We start from the raw sequence: 17,440 nt of genomic DNA, 5'->3' as shown, positions 1-17,440 counted from the left end.
CGACAGCAGGATCAAGCTGGCCACAGCGTTGATCTCAGGCTTCACGCCCAGGCGCACCGCCGAGAACACTTCCATCGGCAAGGTAGTCGAGCCAGGCCCGGACACGAAGCTGGCCAGCACCAGGTCGTCCAGCGACAGCGCGAACGACATCATGCCGCCCGCCGCCAGCGAAGGCGCGATCATCGGGATGGTGATCAGGAAGAACACCTTCCACGGCTTGGCACCCAGGTCCATCGCCGCTTCCTCGATCGACAGGTCCAGCTCACGCAGCCGCGCCGACACCACCACCGCCACATACGCCGCACAGAACGTGGTGTGGGCGATCCAGATGGTGACGATGCCACGCTCCTGCGGCCAGCCAATCATCTGCGCCATGGCCACGAACAGCAGCAACAGCGACAGACCGGTGATCACTTCAGGCATGACCAGCGGCGCGGTAACCAGGCCACCGAACAGCGTACGGCCCTTGAAGCGAGTGACCCGGGTCAGCACGAAGGCCGCCAGGGTACCCAACGCCACTGCCGCCACCGCCGTGTAGCAGGCGATTTCCAGCGAGCGCATCACCGACCCCATCAACTGGGTGTTGTCGAGCAAGCCGACGTACCACTTCACCGACCAGCCACCCCACACCGTCACCAGCTTGGAGGCGTTGAACGAGTAGATCACCAGGATCAGCATCGGCAGGTAGATGAACAGCAAGCCGAGCACCAGCATCAGCTTGGAGAAACTGAAACGCTTCATGCCCTGCCCTCCATCTCTTTGGCCTGGCTGCGGTTGAACAGCAGGATGGGCACGATCAGGATCGCCAGCATCACCACCGCCAGCGCGGACGCCACCGGCCAGTCACGGTTGTTGAAGAACTCTTGCCACAGCACCTTACCGATCATCAGGGTTTCCGGGCCCCCCAGCAGTTCCGGGATCACGAACTCACCCACCACCGGGATAAACACCAGCATGCAGCCGGCGATGATGCCGTTCTTGGACAGCGGCACGGTGATCTTCCAGAAGCTGTTGAAGGTGCTCGAACCCAGGTCCGATGCAGCTTCCAACAGGCTCGGGTCATGCTTCACCAGGTTGGCGTACAGCGGCAGGATCATGAACGGCAGGTACGAGTAGACCACGCCGATATACACCGCCAGGTTGGTGTTGAGGATCTGCAACGGCTGGTCGATCAGCCCCAGCCACATCAGGAAGCTGTTGAGCAGCCCGTTGTTGCTGAGGATACCCATCCAGGCGTAGACGCGGATCAGGATCGCCGTCCAGGTCGGCATCATGATCAGTAACAGCAGCACGGTCTGCGACTCTTTGCGGGCATTGGCGATGGAATAGGCCATCGGGTAGCCGATCAACAGGCACAGCAGGGTGCTGATGAAGGCCATCTTCAACGAGCCGAGGTAGGCCGAGATGTACAGCTCGTCCTCGGTCAACAGCCCGTAGTTGGCCAGGTTGAGCACCAACTGGATCTTGTCTTCGACGTAGCTGTAGATCTCGGTATACGGCGGGATCGCCACGTCGGCTTCGGCAAAGCTGATCTTCAACACGATGAAGAACGGCAGCATGAAGAACAGGAACAGCCAGATGAACGGCACGCCGATCACCAAGTGCCGCCCCTCCGGGATCAAGCGCTGGAAGGCTCGCTTGAGCTTGCGCAGTTTCATGACCGCAGTACCACGCCGCTGTCGTCTTCCCACCACACGTACACTTCATCGCCCCAGGTCGGACGCGTGCCCTGGCGCTCGGCGTTGGCCACGAACGACTGGACGATCTTGCCGCTCGGCAGCTCGACGTAGAACACCGAGTGGCCGCCCAGGTAGGCAATGTCGTGGACCTTGCCGCGCGACCAGTTGTGCTCGCAGGTCGGCTGCTGGGTAGTGACCAGCATTTTTTCCGGGCGCAGCGCGTAGGTGATGTGTTTGTCTTCGACCGACGTGGTGATGCCGTGGCCGACGTAGATCTTGCGCTCCAGCTCAGGGCTGGCAATGATCGCGTGGCCTTCGGCGTCGTCGACCACATCACCTTCGAAAAGGTTGACGTTGCCGATGAATTCGCACACCAGGCGGCTGGTCGGGGTCTCGTAGATGTCCACCGGCGAGCCGATCTGGGCGATCCAGCCCAGGTGCATGATGGCGATGCGCTGGGCCATGGTCATGGCCTCTTCCTGGTCGTGGGTCACCATCACGCAGGTCACACCCACGCGCTCGATGATCTCCACCAGCTCCAGCTGCATCTGCGAACGCAGCTTCTTGTCCAGGGCGCCCATCGGCTCATCGAGCAACAGCAGCTTCGGCCGTTTGGCCAGCGAGCGGGCCAGGGCCACACGCTGGCGCTGGCCGCCAGAAAGCTGGTGTGGCTTGCGCTTGGCGTACTGGGTCATGTGCACCAGCTTGAGCATCTCGGCCACGCGGGCGTCGACGTCGGCCTTGGGCAACTTGTCCTGCTGCAGGCCGAAGGCGATGTTCTGCGCCACGGTCATGTGCGGGAACAGCGCGTAGGACTGGAACATCATGTTGATCGGCCGCTCGTAGGGCGGCATGTCGGTGATGTCGACGCCGTCGAGCAGGATCCGCCCTTCGCTCGGCCGTTCGAAACCGGCCAGCATACGCAGCAAGGTCGATTTGCCGGAACCGGAGCCACCCAGCAAGGCGAAGATCTCGCCTTTGCGGATTTCCAGGGACACATCGTCCACAGCTACCGTTTCGTCGAACTTTTTCGTGACCCGGTCGATCTTGACCAGCACCTGCTTGGGTTGCTGGCCACCCTCGAGGGCTTTCTTATAGGCACCGGAGGCAACTGCCATGAGTGAAACTCCCAACAAGATTTGTGTGCCCGCGCAACCTGTTCTGCAGGGGGCCGCGGCGGGCCTGGATTGTTACTTGCCCGACTTGACCTTGGTCCAGCTACGGGTCATCAGACGTTGCACCTTGGGTGGCAACTCAGCGTTGACGAACATCTTGTCCAGCACTTCCTGCGGTGGGTAAACCGCGGCGTCAGTCCTCACGGCCTGGTCCATCAGGTCGCCAGCCTTGGGGTTCGGGTTGGCGTAACCGACGTAATCACTGACCTGGGCGATAACCTCAGGTTTCAGCAAATAGTTGATGAAGGCATGGGCCTCTTTGACGTTCTTGGCGTCCTTGGGGATCGCCAGTACATCGAACCAGAGGTTGCCGCCTTCCTTGGGAATCGCATAAGCCAGGTTCACACCCTTCTTGGCTTCTTCCGCGCGGGCCTTGGCCTGGAAGATATCGCCCGAGAAGCCTGCCGCGACGCAAATGTCGCCGTTGGCCAGGTCGGTGATGTACTTGGACGAGTGGAAATAGGTCACGTACGGGCGTACCGCCAGCAGCTTCTTCTCGGCCTTTTTATAGTCGTCGGGGTTGCTGCTGTTGGGGTCCAGCCCCATGTAGTTGAGCACCGCCGGGAGCATTTCGTCCGCCGAGTCGAGGAAGGCAACACCACACGTGGAGAGCTTTTTCATGTTCTCGGGTTCGAACAACACAGCCCAGGAATCGATAGTGTCGACGCCCAGCGCAGCCTTGACCTTTTCTACGTTGTAACCAATGCCGTTGGTGCCCCACAGGTAAGGCACGGCGTACAGGTTGCCTGGGTCATTCTTCTCGAGGCGCTTCATCAGCGCCGGGTCCAGGTTGGCATAATTGGGCAGCAGGTTCTTGTCGAGCTTCTGGAACGCGCCCGCCTTGATCTGCTTGCCGAGGAAATGGTTGGACGGCACGACGACGTCATAACCGGTGTTACCGGCCAGCAGCTTGCCTTCCAGTGTTTCGTTGGAGTCGAAAACGTCCTGCACGGGCTTGATACCCGTTGCCTTCTCGAAATCCGCGAGTGTGGTTGGGCCGATGTAATCGGACCAGTTATAGAAATGCACCGTAGGCGCCGCTTGGACGCTGCATGCCAGCGTCAGGCCCGCTCCAGCCATCAAGGCCTTGCGTAATACAGAAATAGACAAGTGGGTGGTCCTCACAATCAGTGCATGGGTAGCGGCAATGTGGCCGCACACGCAAAACCGGCGCGCAACTTACCTTCGCAGCTTCGATGCCGCAATCATCAATTGCCTTTCACTGCCTCTGGGCCGGGAGTCCCCGGCCCAGAGAGCCTCGCATCGGGCTTACTTGCCCGACTTGATCTTGGTCCAGCTGCGGGTGATGTCGCGCTGGGCAGCCTTCTCTGGCGCTTTGATGGCGTACAGTTGCGCCTTCACTGCATCAGACGGGTAGATGGCCGGGTCGCTGGTGATGTCCTTGTCGACGAACTCGGTCGCCGCCATGTTGCCATTCGGGAAACGCACGGCGTTGGTGATGGCGGCCATCACTTTCGGCTGCAGCAGGTATTCCATGAACTTGTAGGCAGCTTCGACGTTTTCGGCGTCTTTCGGAATGGCGACCATGTCATAGAAGGTGCCGGCACCTTCCTTCGGAATGACATAGCTCAGCTTGACCTTGTCGCCGGCCTCGTGGGCACGGGCCTTGGACTGCTCCAGGTCACCCGAGTAACCCACGGCCACGCAGATGTTGCCGTTGGCGAGGTCAGAGATGTACTTGGAGGAATGGAAGTAGGTGATCGACGGACGAATCTTCAGGAACAGATCTTCCGCGGCTTTCAGGTCTTCTTTCTTGGTGCTGTCGCTCGGCTTGCCCAGGAAGTGCAACGCGGCCGGGATCATCTCGGTCGGTGCATCGAGGAAGCTCACGCCACAGCTTTTGAGTTTTTCGATGTTCTCAGGCTTGAACACGACGTCCCACGATTCGATCTTGTCGACGCCCAGCGCGGCCTTGACCTTCTCTGGGTTGTAACCGATACCGATGGAGCCCCACATGTAGGGGAAGGCGAATTTGTTGCCGGGGTCGCTGGCATCGCCAACAGCCTTGAGCAGGGCTGGGTCGAGGTTTTTCCAGCTTGGCAGCTTGGAGCGGTCCAGCTCCTGGTAGACACCCGCCTTGATCTGCTTGGCCAGGAAGTTGTTGGACGGCACGACGATGTCATAGCCCGACTTGCCTGCCAGCAACTTGGCTTCGAGGGTCTCGTTGCTGTCGAAGACGTCATAGACGACCTTGATGCCGGTCTCTTTCTCGAAATTGGCCACGGTGTCCGGGGCGATGTAGTCCGACCAGTTGTACACGTGCAGTACTTTGTCATCAGCCTGAACAGCGGTCGCCATGGCACCCATCAGGGCGGCGGCCAGCAACGTCTTGCCCATTTTCTTCATGCGTCATGCTCCAGATTTTTTTGATTAGCCATCCGTTCAGCTGCCAGGTCCCGCAGTACACGCGCTGGGCGACTGAAACAGTCGCTAGTCTGGCAAGTTACAAGGCGCTGTTTCAAGGAAAGCAGCCCCTTGTAACCAACTAATGTCACAACGCTAGCCTAGCAGGTGCTCATCTGATCGCTTCGAGGGTCAAGTCCAGGCACTTGCGTGCCTTTTCCACCAGCTCGTCGATCTCTGCATGGCTGATCACCAGCGGTGGCGCGATGATCATGGTGTCACCCACCGCACGCATGATCAGGCCGTTCTCGAAGCAGAAGTTGCGGCAGATCATGCCCACGCCCTTGCCTTCGTAACGGCTGCGGGTCGCCTTGTCCTTGACCAGCTCGATCGCGCCGAGCAGGCCCAGGCCGCGCACTTCACCTACCAGCGGGTGGTCTTGCAGCTCACGCAAACGCTTTTGCAAATACGGTGCCGCTTCGTTGCGTGCCTGCTCGACAATGTGCTCGTCGCGCAGGATGCGCAGGTTTTCCAGGCCTACCGCGGCCGCTACCGGGTGGCCCGAATAGGTGAAGCCGTGGTTGAAATCGCCGCCTTCGCTGATCACCTTGGCCACAGTGTCACGCACGATCACACCGCCCATGGGGATGTAACCGGAGGTCAGGCCCTTGGCGATGGTCATCAGGTCGGGCTTGAGGTCGTAGTAGTCGGAGCCGAACCACTCGCCAGTACGGCCGAAGCCGCAGATGACTTCGTCGGCAACGAACAGGATGTCGTACTTGGCGAGGATCTCCTTGACCTTCGGCCAGTACGTTTCTGGCGGGATGATCACCCCGCCCGCGCCCTGGATCGGCTCGGCGATGAAGGCCGCGACGTTGTCTTCGCCGACTTCGAGGATTTTCTTCTCCAGTTGCTCGGCAGCCCACACCCCGAACGCGTCCGGGCTCATGTCACCGCCCTCACCGAACCAGTACGGCTGCGGGATGTGCACGATACCCGGGATCGGCAGGCCGCCCTGCTCGTGCATGCCACTCATGCCACCCAGGCACGCACCGGCGAAGGTGGAACCGTGGTAGCCGTTGATGCGGCCGATGATGGTCTGCTTGTGCGGTTTACCCTTCAGTGCCCAGTAGTGACGGACCATGCGCAGCACGGTGTCGTTGCCTTCGGAGCCGGAGCCGGTGAAGAACACATGGCTCATGCCTTCTGGCGCCACGTCGGTGATCGCCTTGGCCAGTTCCAATGCCGGCGGGTGCGCGGTCTGGAAGAACAGGTTGTAGTACGGCAGCTCGCGCATCTGCTTTTCGGCAGCCTGCACCAGCTCTTCGCGGCCATACCCCACCGCCACGCACCACAGGCCGGCCATGCCGTCGAGGATCTTGTTGCCCTCGCTGTCCCACAAATGCACGCCCTGGGCCTTGGTGATGATGCGCGGCCCCTTCTCCTTCAGCTGTTTGTAGTCGCTGAAGGGCGCGAGGTGGTGCTCGCCGCTCAGGGTTTGCCATTCACGGGTTTGCGGGTTTTTGACGCTCATGTGCTTCTCCGTTATCCGACAGCCGCGCTCCTGCGGCACCAGGGTTGATCAGACTGCAAACAGCAGGAACTCACGTTCCCAGGAACTGATGACGCGTTTGAAGTTTTCGTGTTCGGCGCGTTTGGTCGCGACGTAGCCGGTGATGAACTTCTTGCCCAGGTACTGCACCAGCGCACGGCTGACTTCCATGCGTTCCAGGGCGTCTTCGATGGTCAGTGGCAGGCGCAGGTTGCGGCGTTCATAACCACGGCCCTGCACCGGCGCGCTGGCCTCGATGCCTTCGACCATGCCGATGTAGCCGCACAGCAGGCTGGCGGCGATGGCCAGGTAAGGGTTGGCATCGGCGCCCGGCAAGCGGTTCTCGACCCGGCGGTTTTGCGGCCCGGCATCCGGCACGCGCAGGCCGACGGTACGGTTTTCCTCGCCCCACTCGACGTTCACCGGCGCCGAGGTGTCGGGCAGGAAGCGGCGGAACGAGTTGACGTTGGGGGCGAACAGCGGCAGCGCCTCGGGGATGAACTTCTGCAGGCCACCGATGTGGTGCAGGAACAGCTCGCTCATGCTGCCGTCTTCGTTACTGAAGATGTTCTTGCCGGTGGCCGCGTCGATCACGCTCTGGTGCAGGTGCATGGCACTGCCAGGCTCGCCGGTCATGGGCTTGGCCATGAAGGTGGCGGCCACGTTGTGCTTGAGCGCAGCCTCGCGCATGGTGCGTTTGAACACCAGGATCTGGTCGGCCAGGTGCAGCGCGTTGCCGTGACGGAAGTTGATTTCCATCTGCGCCGTACCGTCTTCGTGGATCAGCGTGTCGAGGTCCAGCTTCTGCAGTTCGCACCAGTCATAGACATCCTCGAACAGCGGGTCGAATTCGTTGGCGGCTTCGATCGAGAACGACTGGCGGCCGGTTTCCGGGCGGCCCGAGCGGCCTACCGGCGGCTGCAGCGGGAAGTCCGGGTCTTCACTACGCTTGGTCAGGTAGAACTCCATCTCGGGCGCGACAATCGGCTGCCAGCCTTTGTCGGCGTAGAGCTTGAGCACTTTCTTCAACACGTTGCGCGGCGACAGTTCGACCGGGTTGCCCTTCTTGTCGTAGGTGTCGTGGATCACCTGCGCCGTCGGCTCGATGGCCCAGGGCACCAGGAACACGGCGTCTTCGTCGGGGCGGCAGATCATGTCGATGTCGGCCGGGTCGAGCAGTTCGTAATAGATGTCGTCGTCGACGTAGTCACCCGTCACGGTCTGCAGCAGCACGCTCTCGGGCAGGCGCATGCCTTTTTCGGCGATGAACTTGTTGGTCGGCGAAATCTTGCCGCGCGTGATGCCAGTGAGGTCGCTGATCATGCATTCGACTTCAGTGATCTTGTGCTCTTTCAACCAATCGGTGAGCTGGTCGAGGTTGTTACTCATAAATACCTCAGGAGGTAAGGTGGTCCGCGCATTGATTCTGGATGGAGAAGATTGCTAAAGCAAAAACCCCCACGCACGAGCACAGTGGATACACTGAAAACAAGCGTGTCCGTAATGAGTTTGAAGGGCAGGAAGGCGAATCGAGTAGCGCAACGCCGCTACGGGGGAAGGTCCGAGTGCGCCAAGCGTCAATTATTGCGGCCAGGGCGGCCACACCGTTGACGGTGCGTTCATGAACGACAGGGGTACCCGACTGCACTGCGCAGGCAGCGCTTTCAGGTCGCGACAAGCGGACCATATGACCCTCGTATTATTGTGTTTTGGGTTGTGACCGAGCTTAGCCTTGTTCATTTTTTTACACAACACCTCCGTAAAAAATAAAACACGGCAAGCTTGAGATAGCCCTTTGAGCGGTAAATAGCGGATAATGGCACGCCCCGATATGCAGCAAATCTGCCGTAGATGTGCCATTTCAGGGCATCATGGGGTTGGCTTGACATCAGTATGGCTTTTCGATTGACTGGTCCTGCAAGCCCCCCTTGATTGATATTTTTAACAACAAAGGTGTTGCATCATGTCGGTACCCCCGCGTGCCGTTCAGCTTAACGAAGCGAACGCGTTCCTTAAGGAACATCCTGAGGTTCTCTACGTTGACCTTCTGATTGCAGATATGAATGGTGTGGTGCGCGGCAAGCGCATAGAGCGCACCAGCCTCCACAAGGTTTACGAGAAAGGCATCAACCTGCCGGCCTCCCTCTTCGCCCTGGACATCAACGGTTCCACCGTCGAGAGCACTGGGCTTGGCCTGGACATCGGCGATGCTGACCGCATCTGCTATCCAATCCCCGACACGCTGTGCAACGAGCCGTGGCAGAAACGCCCCACCGCACAGCTGCTCATGACCATGCACGAGATCGAAGGCGAGCCCTTCTTCGCCGACCCTCGTGAAGTGTTGCGTCAGGTTGTCAGCAAGTTCGACGACATGGGCCTGACCATCTGCGCCGCGTTCGAGCTGGAGTTCTACCTGATCGACCAGGAGAACGTGAACGGCCGCCCGCAACCACCCCGCTCGCCGATCTCGGGCAAGCGCCCACAGTCGACCCAGGTGTACCTGATCGACGACCTCGACGAATACGCCGACTGCCTGCAGGACATCCTCGAGGGTGCCAAGGAGCAGGGTATTCCGGCCGACGCCATCGTCAAGGAAAGCGCCCCGGCGCAGTTCGAAGTCAACCTGCACCACGTCCCCGACCCGCTCAAGGCCTGTGACTACGCGGTGCTGCTCAAGCGCTTGATCAAGAACATCGCCTACGACCATGAAATGGACACCACCTTCATGGCCAAGCCCTACCCGGGCCAGGCAGGCAACGGCCTGCACGTACACATCTCCGTGCTGGACAAAGATGGCAACAACATCTTCACCAGCGAGGATCCCGAGCAGAACGCCGCGCTACGTCACGCTGTCGGCGGTGTGCTCGAGACCCTGCCCGCGTCCATGGCTTTCCTTTGCCCGAACGTCAACTCGTACCGTCGCTTTGGCGCGCAGTTCTATGTGCCGAACGCGCCGAGCTGGGGCCTGGACAACCGCACCGTGGCCTTGCGCGTGCCGACCGGCTCTGCCGATGCCGTGCGCCTCGAGCACCGCGTAGCCGGCGCCGATGCCAACCCGTACCTGATGATGGCGGCCGTATTGGCCGGCGTGCACCACGGCCTGACCAACAAGGTCGAGCCCGGCGCGCCGATCGAAGGCAACTCGTACGAGCAGCTGGATCAGAGCCTGCCGAACAACCTGCGCGATGCCCTGCGTGAGCTGGACGACAGCGAGATCCTCAACAAGTACATCGATCCGAAGTACATCGACATCTTCGTCGCGTGCAAGGAAAGCGAGCTGGAGGAGTTCGAGCATTCGATCTCCGACCTCGAGTACAACTGGTACCTGCATACCGTGTAACTGAAAACGCCGCCCATCAGGGCGGCGTTTTTCATTGAGGCCGAGGCAGGCTTACAGCGACTTTTCGAAAATCTTCGAATTGCGCTGATAGTTGTACAGCGAAGCCCGCGCCGCCGGCAGCCGCTCCACGCCACTTGGCGCAAAGCCACGCTCGCGGAACCAGTGCGCAGTGCGCGTCGTCAGCACGAACAACGTATTCAAACCCATCTGCCGTGCCCGGCTCTCGATGCGTTCAAGCAGCTCATCGCCGCGCCCACCATGCCGGTACTCCGGGTTCACCGCCAGGCACGCCAGCTCCCCCGCCTCGGAATCGGCAATCGGGTACAGCGCCGCACACGCGATGATCATGCCCTCGCGCTCGACCACGCTGAACTGCTCGATTTCCCGCTCCAGCACCTCGCGCGAACGGCGCACCAGGATGCCTTGCTCTTCCAGCGGGCTGATCAGTTCCAACAGGCCGCCGACATCTTCGATGGTTGCCTCACGCACGACCTCGAACTGCTCTTGGGACACCAGTGTACCGCCACCCCCGCGGGTGAACAGCTCGGTCAGCAGCGCACCGTCTTCGGCATAACTGACGATATGGCTGCGCGCCACGCCGCCCTTGCAGGCCTCGGCGGCAGCATCCAGCAGCTCACCCTGATAGTCGCTGCCCAGGCGCAGCAGATGCGGCGCCACCTGCTGCGGGCGCAGCTCACGCACCAGCTTGCCCTGTTCATCCAGCAGCCCCGGCTCGGCGCCGAACAGCAGCAGTTTGTCGGCACCCAGCTCGATGGCCGCGCGGGTGGCCACGTCTTCGCAGGCAAGGTTGAAGATTTCACCGGTGGGCGAGTACCCCAGCGGCGACAGCAGCACGATGGAGCGCTCGTCGAGCAAGCGGCTGATGCCTTTGCGGTCGACCCGGCGCACTTCGCCGGTGTGGTGGTAGTCCACGCCTTCGAGCACACCGATCGGCCGGGCAGTGACCAGGTTGCCGGACGCCACGCGCAGGCGCGAGCCTTGCATCGGCGAAGCGGCGATGTCCATCGACAAGCGGGCCTCGATGGCCAGACGCAGGGCACCCACAGCATCGATCACGCAATCCAGCGTGGCCGCATCGGTGATGCGCAGGCTGCGGTGGTAGTGCGGAGTCAGGCCGCGTTCGGCCAGGCGGCTCTCGATCTGCGGGCGCGAGCCATGCACCAGCACCAGCCGCACGCCCAGGCTGTGCAGCAGCACCAGGTCGTGGACAATATTGCCGAAATTAGGGTGCTCTACCCCATCGCCGGGGAGCATGACCACAAAGGTGCAGTCGCGATGGGCATTGATGTACGGGGAAGCATGACGCAGCCAGTTGACGTAATCGGGCATGACAGGGCCTGTGGATAAGTGGACGGAGAACGGCGATACAGGGGGCGTTCAAGATCATCGTCGGAACAGGCTTGCGGTCACGCGCGGTCTCCTCTAGGCAGGAACGAATCAGCTCAATGGACGTTTAGTGCAGGCAATAGTGCCGGATCAGGTCACGCAATAGACGCACGGTAGGCTCGATTCGTGACATTTCAAGGTACTCGCCAGGCTGGTGGGCACAGGCGATGTCGCCAGGGCCCAGCACGATGGTCTGGCAGCCCAGCTGCTGAAGATAAGGCGCTTCGGTGCCGAACGCTACCGCTTCGGCGCGATGACCGGTCAGGCGCTCGGCCACCTGCACCAGCTCGGCGTCCGCAGCCTCCTCGAACGGGGGTACTTCGGGGAACAGCGGCGCATAGTCGATACGCACCTCAAAACGTTCCGCCAGCGGTACCAGCTTCTGGCGAATCGCCGCACGCAACTGCTCTGCATCCATCCCCGGCAGCGGCCGCAGGTCGAATTCCAGCGCACACTGGCCACAAATGCGGTTGGGGTTATCGCCGCCATGGATGCAGCCGAAGTTCATCGTTGGCGTAGGCACGGTGAACTGTGGGTTGCGGTACGCCTGCTGCCATTGCCCGCGTAACTGCATCAGCTCGCCCATCACCGCGTGCATGGCTTCCATGGCGCTGCGCCCGAGGCTTGGGTCCGACGAATGGCCGCTGCGGCCCAAGATGTCGATGCGGTCCATGAGGATGCCTTTGTGCATGCGGATCGGCCGCAGGCCGGTGGGCTCGCCGATCACCGCTGCGCGACCCAGAGGCTGGCCGGCCTCGGCCAGGGCGCGGGCGCCGGACATGGAGCTTTCTTCGTCGCAGGTGGCGAGAATCAGCAGCGGCTGCTTGAAGTCGTGCTCCAGCAACGGCAGCACGGCCTCGATGACCAGGGGGAAGAAGCCCTTCATGTCGCAGCTGCCCAGGCCGACCCAACGGCCATCGATTTCGGTCAGCTTCAGCGGGTCGCTCGACCACAGCTGCTCGTCGAAGGGCACGGTATCGCTGTGCCCCGCCAGCACCAGGCCACCCGGGCCGGTGCCACGGCTGGCCAGCAGGTTGAACTTGCCGGGGCTGACCTGTTGGATGTCGCACGTGAAACCCAGGTCGCCCAACCAGCCGGCCAGCAGGTCGATGACCTGGCGGTTGGACTGGTCCAGCGCAGGCTGGGTACAACTGACCGAAGGCGCGGCGATCAAAGCGGCAAACTGGTCTTTCAGCGTCGGCAACGGCATGCCCGTACTCCTCGGAAGCGTTGCCCATCATAGGACCATCTGCCGTCTGGAATAAACCGTTGGCGGCCGACTGCTGTAGACTCTGTTGCCAACGAGCCCCTCCTTCGAGCCAGCGATGCACAAAGAAACCGAACTCAAGCTCCGCGCCAGCCGCGAGACCCTTGCCGCCCTGCGCGAGCACCCCTTGCTGAAAAAGCGCAACAAGTCCGGTTGGCAGACCCGCGAACTGCTCAACCAGTACTTCGACACCCCGGAGCGTGACCTTTGCGCTGCCCGCGTGGCCCTGCGCCTGCGCCGCGATGGCGAGGCGATCATCCAGACCTTGAAGTGCCGTGGCCAAAGCGTGGCCGGGCTGTCCGAGCGCAACGAGTACGAGTGGCACCTGGACAAGGTCAAGCTCGACCTGAAAAAACTCGACGCCACCTGCTGGCCCGAGCAGCTGGCCGCGCTCGACAAGAAAACCATCAAGCCGCTGTTCACCACCGACTTCACCCGCGAATTCGCGGAAATTGCCTGGGGCCGTGGCAAGAGCAAAGTCGTGATCGAGGCCGCTCTGGACCAAGGCTTCGTGATCGCCGGCAAGCGCAAGGAAGAAATCTGCGAGCTGGAGCTCGAGCTGCGCGAAGGTGCGCCTGAAGCCCTGCTGGAGCTGGCCGCCGAGCTCGCCGCCAGCCTGCCGTTGATGCCCTGCGACATCAGCAAGGCCGAGCGTGGCTACCGCCTGCTGGAGCCCGAGAGCTATGAGCTGGGCCTGCCGCACACCGAGCTGGACGCCGAAATGGCCGTGGACGATGCCTACGCCGCCCTCGCCTGGCAGCTGTTGGCCAGCAGCCAGCGCCTGGCCGAGCAATATCGCCACAATGGCCACTGGCGCCTGTTGCAGGACTGGGTCGAGTGCCTGGCCGAGTTGCGCGCACTGACCAGCAGCCTGGGCCAGGCGGCGCCACGCCCGTCCACCCGCGCCCTGCGCAGCAGCCTCGACGCATTGCTCGAAGACTGGCGCCCGCTGGTGCAGGCCGGTAACGATGACGAAGACATCCGCCGCGCCGCGCCCGAGCAGTTTGCCGAAGAGCTCGAAGACGTGCGTTGGGGTCAGTTCTCCCTGGAAACCTCGCGCTGGCTGCTGGCCCGTGGCTGGACCGCCGAGCGCAAAGGCCGTGGCGAACGCCAGGGCAACGCGCAGCTGGCCAGCTGGATGGCCCACCTGCTGGGCGAAGAAGGCCGTGCGCTGAAGCTGCCGCTGTACACCCAGCGCCCGGAAGACCTGGCCGAACAGCTGCCGCGCATCGAACAGTTGCTGGCCTGGCTGCACCATGCCCGCCAGGTGCTCGAAGCACCGCAAATGGACCGCCTGTACGGCGACCTGAAAAAACTGCACGAGCTGGCCGAGCTGCCGCTGTCGGAAGAGCCCGACGAGCTGCTTGAAGCCCGTATCGAACAGGCCCGCGCCGTTGATCAGAGCCGCGGCTGGAAGCACCTGCTCAAAGCCTGACGACACGGCCCCTGTAGGAGCGGCCTTGCGTCGCGAACGGGTCGCGCAGCGACCCTTTCCGACCGGTCCGTCGCCCCGGCAAGGTCGCTCCTGCAAAAATCACGAAAATCTACCTCAGCGACCCAGTGGCAGGCTCGTCGTGGACTTGATCTCCGAAAGCGCCACAATCGAATTGACCTCCTGAATCCCCGGCACATTCGACAGTTTTTCAAAGAAGAACCGCTCGTACGCCTCGATGTCCGAGGTAACGATGCGCAGCAGGAAGTCCACCGACCCCATCAGCACATAACACTCCAGCACCTCCGGGAACCCCCGAATCGCCTCGGTGAACTCGGTGAAATTCGAGCGCCCGTGCGCGTTCAGCTTCACCTCGGCGAAGATCTGCGTGTTCAAGCCGATTTTCTTGCGGTCGAGCAAGGTCACCTGCCCGCGTATCACCCCCTCCTCCTTCAGCCGCTGAATACGCCGCCAGCAAGGCGATTGCGACAGCCCGACACGCTCGGCGATCTGTGCGCTGGACAGCGAAGCGTCCTCCTGAAGCAGTTCGAGGATGCGCCGATCATAGGCGTCCAGCTCGCTGTGCATGAATAATCCCCTAAAACCAGATAATCAGAATTGAACGATCTGCCATACCGGCAAATCGATGGAATCATAGCGAAAAAATTCCCGCCGCAACGTGCAAGAATTTCTCCCACATTCGCGGAGACCAGCATGAACGCACTGCCACGTACCGACGCCTGGGCCGCCAGCAACGCCCACAGCACCGTGCACTACCGCCTGCAAGCCGAAGCCGAGCCCGACAGCCTGTGCCGGGTGCTCAACCTGTTTGCCTTGCAGTTTCTGACCCCGCACCACGTGCAGGTCAGCCAACAGGAGGACTGGCTCGATATCGAAATCGGCATTGGCGGGCTGAGCTGGCACCGGGCCGAGGTCATTGCGCAAAAATTGCGCAACCTGGTGTGCGTGGGTGAGGTGAGCCTGGCGAACCTTGCGCGCGTGGAGCTGGCGGTGGTCTGAGCCCGCTTCTTTTGTTCATGTCGCAAGATCCCGAAACCCTTTGCCAGCAGACAGCCCACCGCACCCGGCTAGCCTTCATCAGGACTCCCCACCTGGCAAGGACGCCAACATGCATACCCCCGGCAAGCAAGCCCTCGACCTCAACCGCCTGCTCCAGGCTCTGCTGACCGAGCAGCACCTGGACGCCAGCGACACCCTGCTGGTGCTGGAGCAGGCCGCCGCACGCCCGGCCTGCCACCCACTGGAGCTGATCGCCGCCCCTGGTCTTGAAGACCGCATGCACCCCGGCCAGCCGCTGGACCTCGACCGCCTCTGTCAGTGGCTGGCCGATAAGGTCGGCCAGCCCTTTGTGCGCATCGACCCGATGCAACTGGACATGTCCCAGGTCAGCGGGCTGATCTCCCCGGCGTTCGCCCAGCGCCATGGCATCCTCGTCGTGGCCGCCGACGCCTCGGGCGTCACCGTGGCCAGCGCCCAGCCTTATCAGGATGACTGGCAGGCAGACCTGGCCCGCAGCCTCGGCAGGCCGATCCGTCGGGTGCTGGCAAGCCCGTTGCAGATCCGTCAGCTGGGGCAATCGTTCTTGCGCCTGGCCCAGTCGGTACAGGGTGCGCAACACCAGCAGCCGGCCAGCCTGGGGGAGCTCGAACACCTGCTGGAACTGGGCAAACGCCAGGCCGAGGCCAATGCCGACGATGCGCATATCGTGCACATCGTCGACTGGCTGCTGCAGTACGCCCTCGAACAACGCGCCAGCGATATCCACCTGGAGCCCCGCCGCGAACAGGGGCAACTGCGGTACCGCATAGACGGCCTGCTGCACACCGTCTACGCCTTTCCCGCAGGCGTGACCCTGGCGCTGGTCAGCCGCCTCAAACACCTGGGGCGTATGGATGTAGCGGAGAAACGCCGGCCACAAGACGGTCGCCTGCAAAGCCGCCTGCCGGGCGGCGGCGAGGTGGAGCTGCGCCTGTCGACCCTGCCGACGCCGTTTGGCGAAAAACTGGTGTTGCGCCTGTTCGACCCGCAACAACTGCATGAAGGCTTCGACCGCCTGGGCCTCGAAGGGCAGCAGCTGGAGCAATGGCGGGCGCTGCTGCGCCACCGCCAAGGCATCATCCTGGTAACGGGGCCCACCGGCTCCGGTAAGACCAGCACGCTCTACGCCAGCCTCAAACTGCTGGCCACCCCGCAAATCAACCTGTGCACCATCGAAGACCCGATCGAACGGCTGGAACCGGCGTTCAACCAGTTGCAAGTGCAGCCGGCCCTGGGCCTGTGCTTCGCCAACGGCGTGCGGGCGATGCTGCGCCAGGACCCGGACATCATCATGATCGGCGAGATCCGCGACCGTGAAACCGCCCTGGTGGCCGTTCAGGCAGCCCTCACCGGGCACTTGGTGCTGTCGACCCTGCACACCAATGATGCCTGCGCTGCAATCACCCGACTGCAGGAGCTGGGCGTAGCCGACTACCTGATCAAGGCAACGCTGATCGGGGTCATGGCGCAACGGCTGATTCGTACCCTTTGCGGCGATTGCCAGGGTTGTGCCTCGGCGGCCAGCGGCCAGCCCTGCCGGACCTGTCGTGGTACCGGGTTTCACGGTCGCACGGGCCTGTTCGAGCTGTTGATACCCAGCGAAAACTTGCGCGCGCAGATAGGCCCGCACACCGACCTTGCGCACTTGCGGCGCCAGGCACTGACAGAAGGCTTGCTGGATCTGCGCCGCTGCGGTGAGGCAAAAGTGGCCTGCGGGCTGACCTGCGCAGAGGAAGTGCTACGGGCCTGCTCCTGAGCGAAAATCCCTTGTATTCAAGGAACTTGCCTCCTCTGCCACGATCAAACCGCGCATCTTCAACCCTCACCCTTCGAGGTGTTTCAACATGCGTCTCAAAACCGCCATCGCGACCGCTGCCTTGCTTTCGCTGCCAATGGGCTCCGCCATGGCCGATACCTTCTGGCGTAACGTGATTTCTTCCGGTGCGACCACCGCGTCGACCTACCTGACCTCCAAGGATCACAAGCTGGTACTGGCCGCGCAGGAAGACGCTGGCAGCTTCGTGGCCAGCGAAGGCGCCATTCGTGGGCCGTTCCTGGAGTCTGCGCTGCGCCAGGTGCGCGCCGAAAACCCAGGCATGCAAGCCAGCGACATGGAACTGGCCAATGCCATCCTGGCCAAGAACGCAGTAGCCGAATAAATATTC

15 protein-coding genes are annotated in these 17,440 nt (G+C 62.1%); 5 read left to right on the top strand and 10 right to left on the bottom strand.

Annotated elements, in window-relative coordinates; genetic code table 11:
* The 7 genes from NP534_RS03990 to NP534_RS03960 form a co-directional block, all read right to left on the bottom strand.
* Positions 1-741, bottom strand: a 741-nt coding sequence (locus NP534_RS03990; RefSeq protein ID WP_274097834.1) for an ABC transporter permease subunit, incomplete at its 3' end; no start/stop codon positions are given.
* Positions 738-1,619, bottom strand: a complete 882-nt coding sequence (locus NP534_RS03985) for an ABC transporter permease subunit (protein ID WP_177326479.1) — start codon at positions 1,617-1,619, stop codon at positions 738-740. The genes NP534_RS03990 and NP534_RS03985, both read right to left, overlap by 4 nt.
* Positions 1,620-1,654: 35 nt before the next feature.
* A complete protein-coding gene (potA, locus tag NP534_RS03980; protein ID WP_033702130.1) occupies positions 1,655-2,797 on the bottom strand; it encodes a polyamine ABC transporter ATP-binding protein in 1,143 nt (380 codons plus the stop codon).
* Between the two features lie 72 nt (positions 2,798-2,869).
* On the bottom strand, positions 2,870-3,964 hold the full coding sequence (locus tag NP534_RS03975; protein ID WP_274097833.1) for a polyamine ABC transporter substrate-binding protein: 1,095 nt from the start codon (positions 3,962-3,964) through the stop codon (positions 2,870-2,872).
* A 159-nt stretch (positions 3,965-4,123) separates the two neighbouring features.
* Positions 4,124-5,221, bottom strand: coding sequence for a polyamine ABC transporter substrate-binding protein (locus NP534_RS03970; RefSeq protein ID WP_047582109.1), 1,098 nt, complete (start codon positions 5,219-5,221; stop codon positions 4,124-4,126).
* Between the two features lie 169 nt (positions 5,222-5,390).
* Positions 5,391-6,752, bottom strand: coding sequence for an aspartate aminotransferase family protein (locus tag NP534_RS03965; RefSeq protein ID WP_033702135.1), 1,362 nt, complete (start codon positions 6,750-6,752; stop codon positions 5,391-5,393).
* 48 nt (positions 6,753-6,800) lie between these two features.
* Complete coding sequence (locus tag NP534_RS03960; RefSeq protein ID WP_033702137.1) at positions 6,801-8,159, bottom strand: glutamine synthetase family protein; 1,359 nt, start codon at positions 8,157-8,159, stop codon at positions 6,801-6,803.
* 574 nt (positions 8,160-8,733) lie between these two features.
* Between NP534_RS03960 and NP534_RS03955 the strand changes: the two genes are divergently transcribed.
* Complete coding sequence (locus tag NP534_RS03955) at positions 8,734-10,110, top strand: glutamine synthetase family protein (RefSeq protein ID WP_033702140.1); 1,377 nt, start codon at positions 8,734-8,736, stop codon at positions 10,108-10,110.
* 51 nt (positions 10,111-10,161) lie between these two features.
* On the opposite strand, the gene argA is transcribed toward NP534_RS03955, so the two are convergent.
* Complete coding sequence (argA, locus tag NP534_RS03950) at positions 10,162-11,460, bottom strand: amino-acid N-acetyltransferase (protein ID WP_033702141.1); 1,299 nt, start codon at positions 11,458-11,460, stop codon at positions 10,162-10,164.
* 124 nt (positions 11,461-11,584) lie between these two features.
* Positions 11,585-12,727, bottom strand: a complete 1,143-nt coding sequence (gene argE / locus NP534_RS03945) for an acetylornithine deacetylase (protein WP_274097832.1) — start codon at positions 12,725-12,727, stop codon at positions 11,585-11,587.
* Positions 12,728-12,842: 115 nt separating this feature from the next.
* Here argE and NP534_RS03940 point away from each other — a divergent pair, with 115 nt between their 5' ends.
* Positions 12,843-14,219, top strand: coding sequence for a CYTH domain-containing protein (locus NP534_RS03940; RefSeq protein ID WP_274097831.1), 1,377 nt, complete (start codon positions 12,843-12,845; stop codon positions 14,217-14,219).
* 114 nt (positions 14,220-14,333) lie between these two features.
* Here the strand turns inward: NP534_RS03940 and NP534_RS03935 are convergent, their stop codons facing one another.
* Positions 14,334-14,804 (bottom strand): Lrp/AsnC family transcriptional regulator, encoded by a 471-nt coding sequence (locus tag NP534_RS03935; RefSeq protein WP_033702147.1) that lies wholly within the window; start codon positions 14,802-14,804, stop codon positions 14,334-14,336.
* Positions 14,805-14,930: 126 nt separating this feature from the next.
* Between NP534_RS03935 and NP534_RS03930 the strand changes: the two genes are divergently transcribed.
* From NP534_RS03930 to NP534_RS03920, 3 genes are all read left to right on the top strand, one after another.
* The gene (locus tag NP534_RS03930; protein WP_258714235.1) at positions 14,931-15,236 is read left to right on the top strand and encodes a hypothetical protein; all 306 of its coding nucleotides are present in this window, start codon (positions 14,931-14,933) and stop codon (positions 15,234-15,236) included.
* 109 nt (positions 15,237-15,345) lie between these two features.
* Positions 15,346-17,031, top strand: a complete 1,686-nt coding sequence (locus tag NP534_RS03925; RefSeq protein ID WP_274097830.1) for a GspE/PulE family protein — start codon at positions 15,346-15,348, stop codon at positions 17,029-17,031.
* An 88-nt stretch (positions 17,032-17,119) separates the two neighbouring features.
* A complete protein-coding gene (locus tag NP534_RS03920) occupies positions 17,120-17,434 on the top strand; it encodes a DUF2388 domain-containing protein (RefSeq protein ID WP_274097829.1) in 315 nt (104 codons plus the stop codon).
* Positions 17,435-17,440 lie beyond the last annotated feature (6 nt).

The sequence above is a fragment of the Pseudomonas sp. 39004 genome (genome assembly GCF_028682155.1).
Taxonomy (GTDB): Bacteria; Pseudomonadota; Gammaproteobacteria; order Pseudomonadales; family Pseudomonadaceae; genus Aquipseudomonas; species Aquipseudomonas capeferrum.
The sequence above is the reverse complement of the archived record's forward strand: the minus strand, read 5'-3'. Positions and strand labels throughout refer to the sequence as shown.

Excerpts from the sequence above, each read along its gene's own strand:
- NP534_RS03965 (WP_033702135.1), bottom strand. The coding sequence starts at position 6,752 with ATGAGCGTCAAAAACCCGCAAACCCGTGAATGGCAAACCCTGAGCGGC.
- NP534_RS03925 (WP_274097830.1), top strand. The coding sequence starts at position 15,346 with ATGCATACCCCCGGCAAGCAAGCCCTCGACCTCAACCGCCTGCTCCAG.
- NP534_RS03940 (WP_274097831.1), top strand. The coding sequence starts at position 12,843 with ATGCACAAAGAAACCGAACTCAAGCTCCGCGCCAGCCGCGAGACCCTT.
- potA (WP_033702130.1), bottom strand. The coding sequence starts at position 2,797 with ATGGCAGTTGCCTCCGGTGCCTATAAGAAAGCCCTCGAGGGTGGCCAG.
- argE (WP_274097832.1), bottom strand. The coding sequence starts at position 12,727 with ATGCCGTTGCCGACGCTGAAAGACCAGTTTGCCGCTTTGATCGCCGCG.
- NP534_RS03970 (WP_047582109.1), bottom strand. The coding sequence starts at position 5,221 with ATGAAGAAAATGGGCAAGACGTTGCTGGCCGCCGCCCTGATGGGTGCC.
- NP534_RS03920 (WP_274097829.1), top strand. The coding sequence starts at position 17,120 with ATGCGTCTCAAAACCGCCATCGCGACCGCTGCCTTGCTTTCGCTGCCA.
- argA (WP_033702141.1), bottom strand. The coding sequence starts at position 11,460 with ATGCCCGATTACGTCAACTGGCTGCGTCATGCTTCCCCGTACATCAAT.
- NP534_RS03955 (WP_033702140.1), top strand. The coding sequence starts at position 8,734 with ATGTCGGTACCCCCGCGTGCCGTTCAGCTTAACGAAGCGAACGCGTTC.
- NP534_RS03960 (WP_033702137.1), bottom strand. The coding sequence starts at position 8,159 with ATGAGTAACAACCTCGACCAGCTCACCGATTGGTTGAAAGAGCACAAG.
- NP534_RS03930 (WP_258714235.1), top strand. The coding sequence starts at position 14,931 with ATGAACGCACTGCCACGTACCGACGCCTGGGCCGCCAGCAACGCCCAC.
- NP534_RS03935 (WP_033702147.1), bottom strand. The coding sequence starts at position 14,804 with ATGCACAGCGAGCTGGACGCCTATGATCGGCGCATCCTCGAACTGCTT.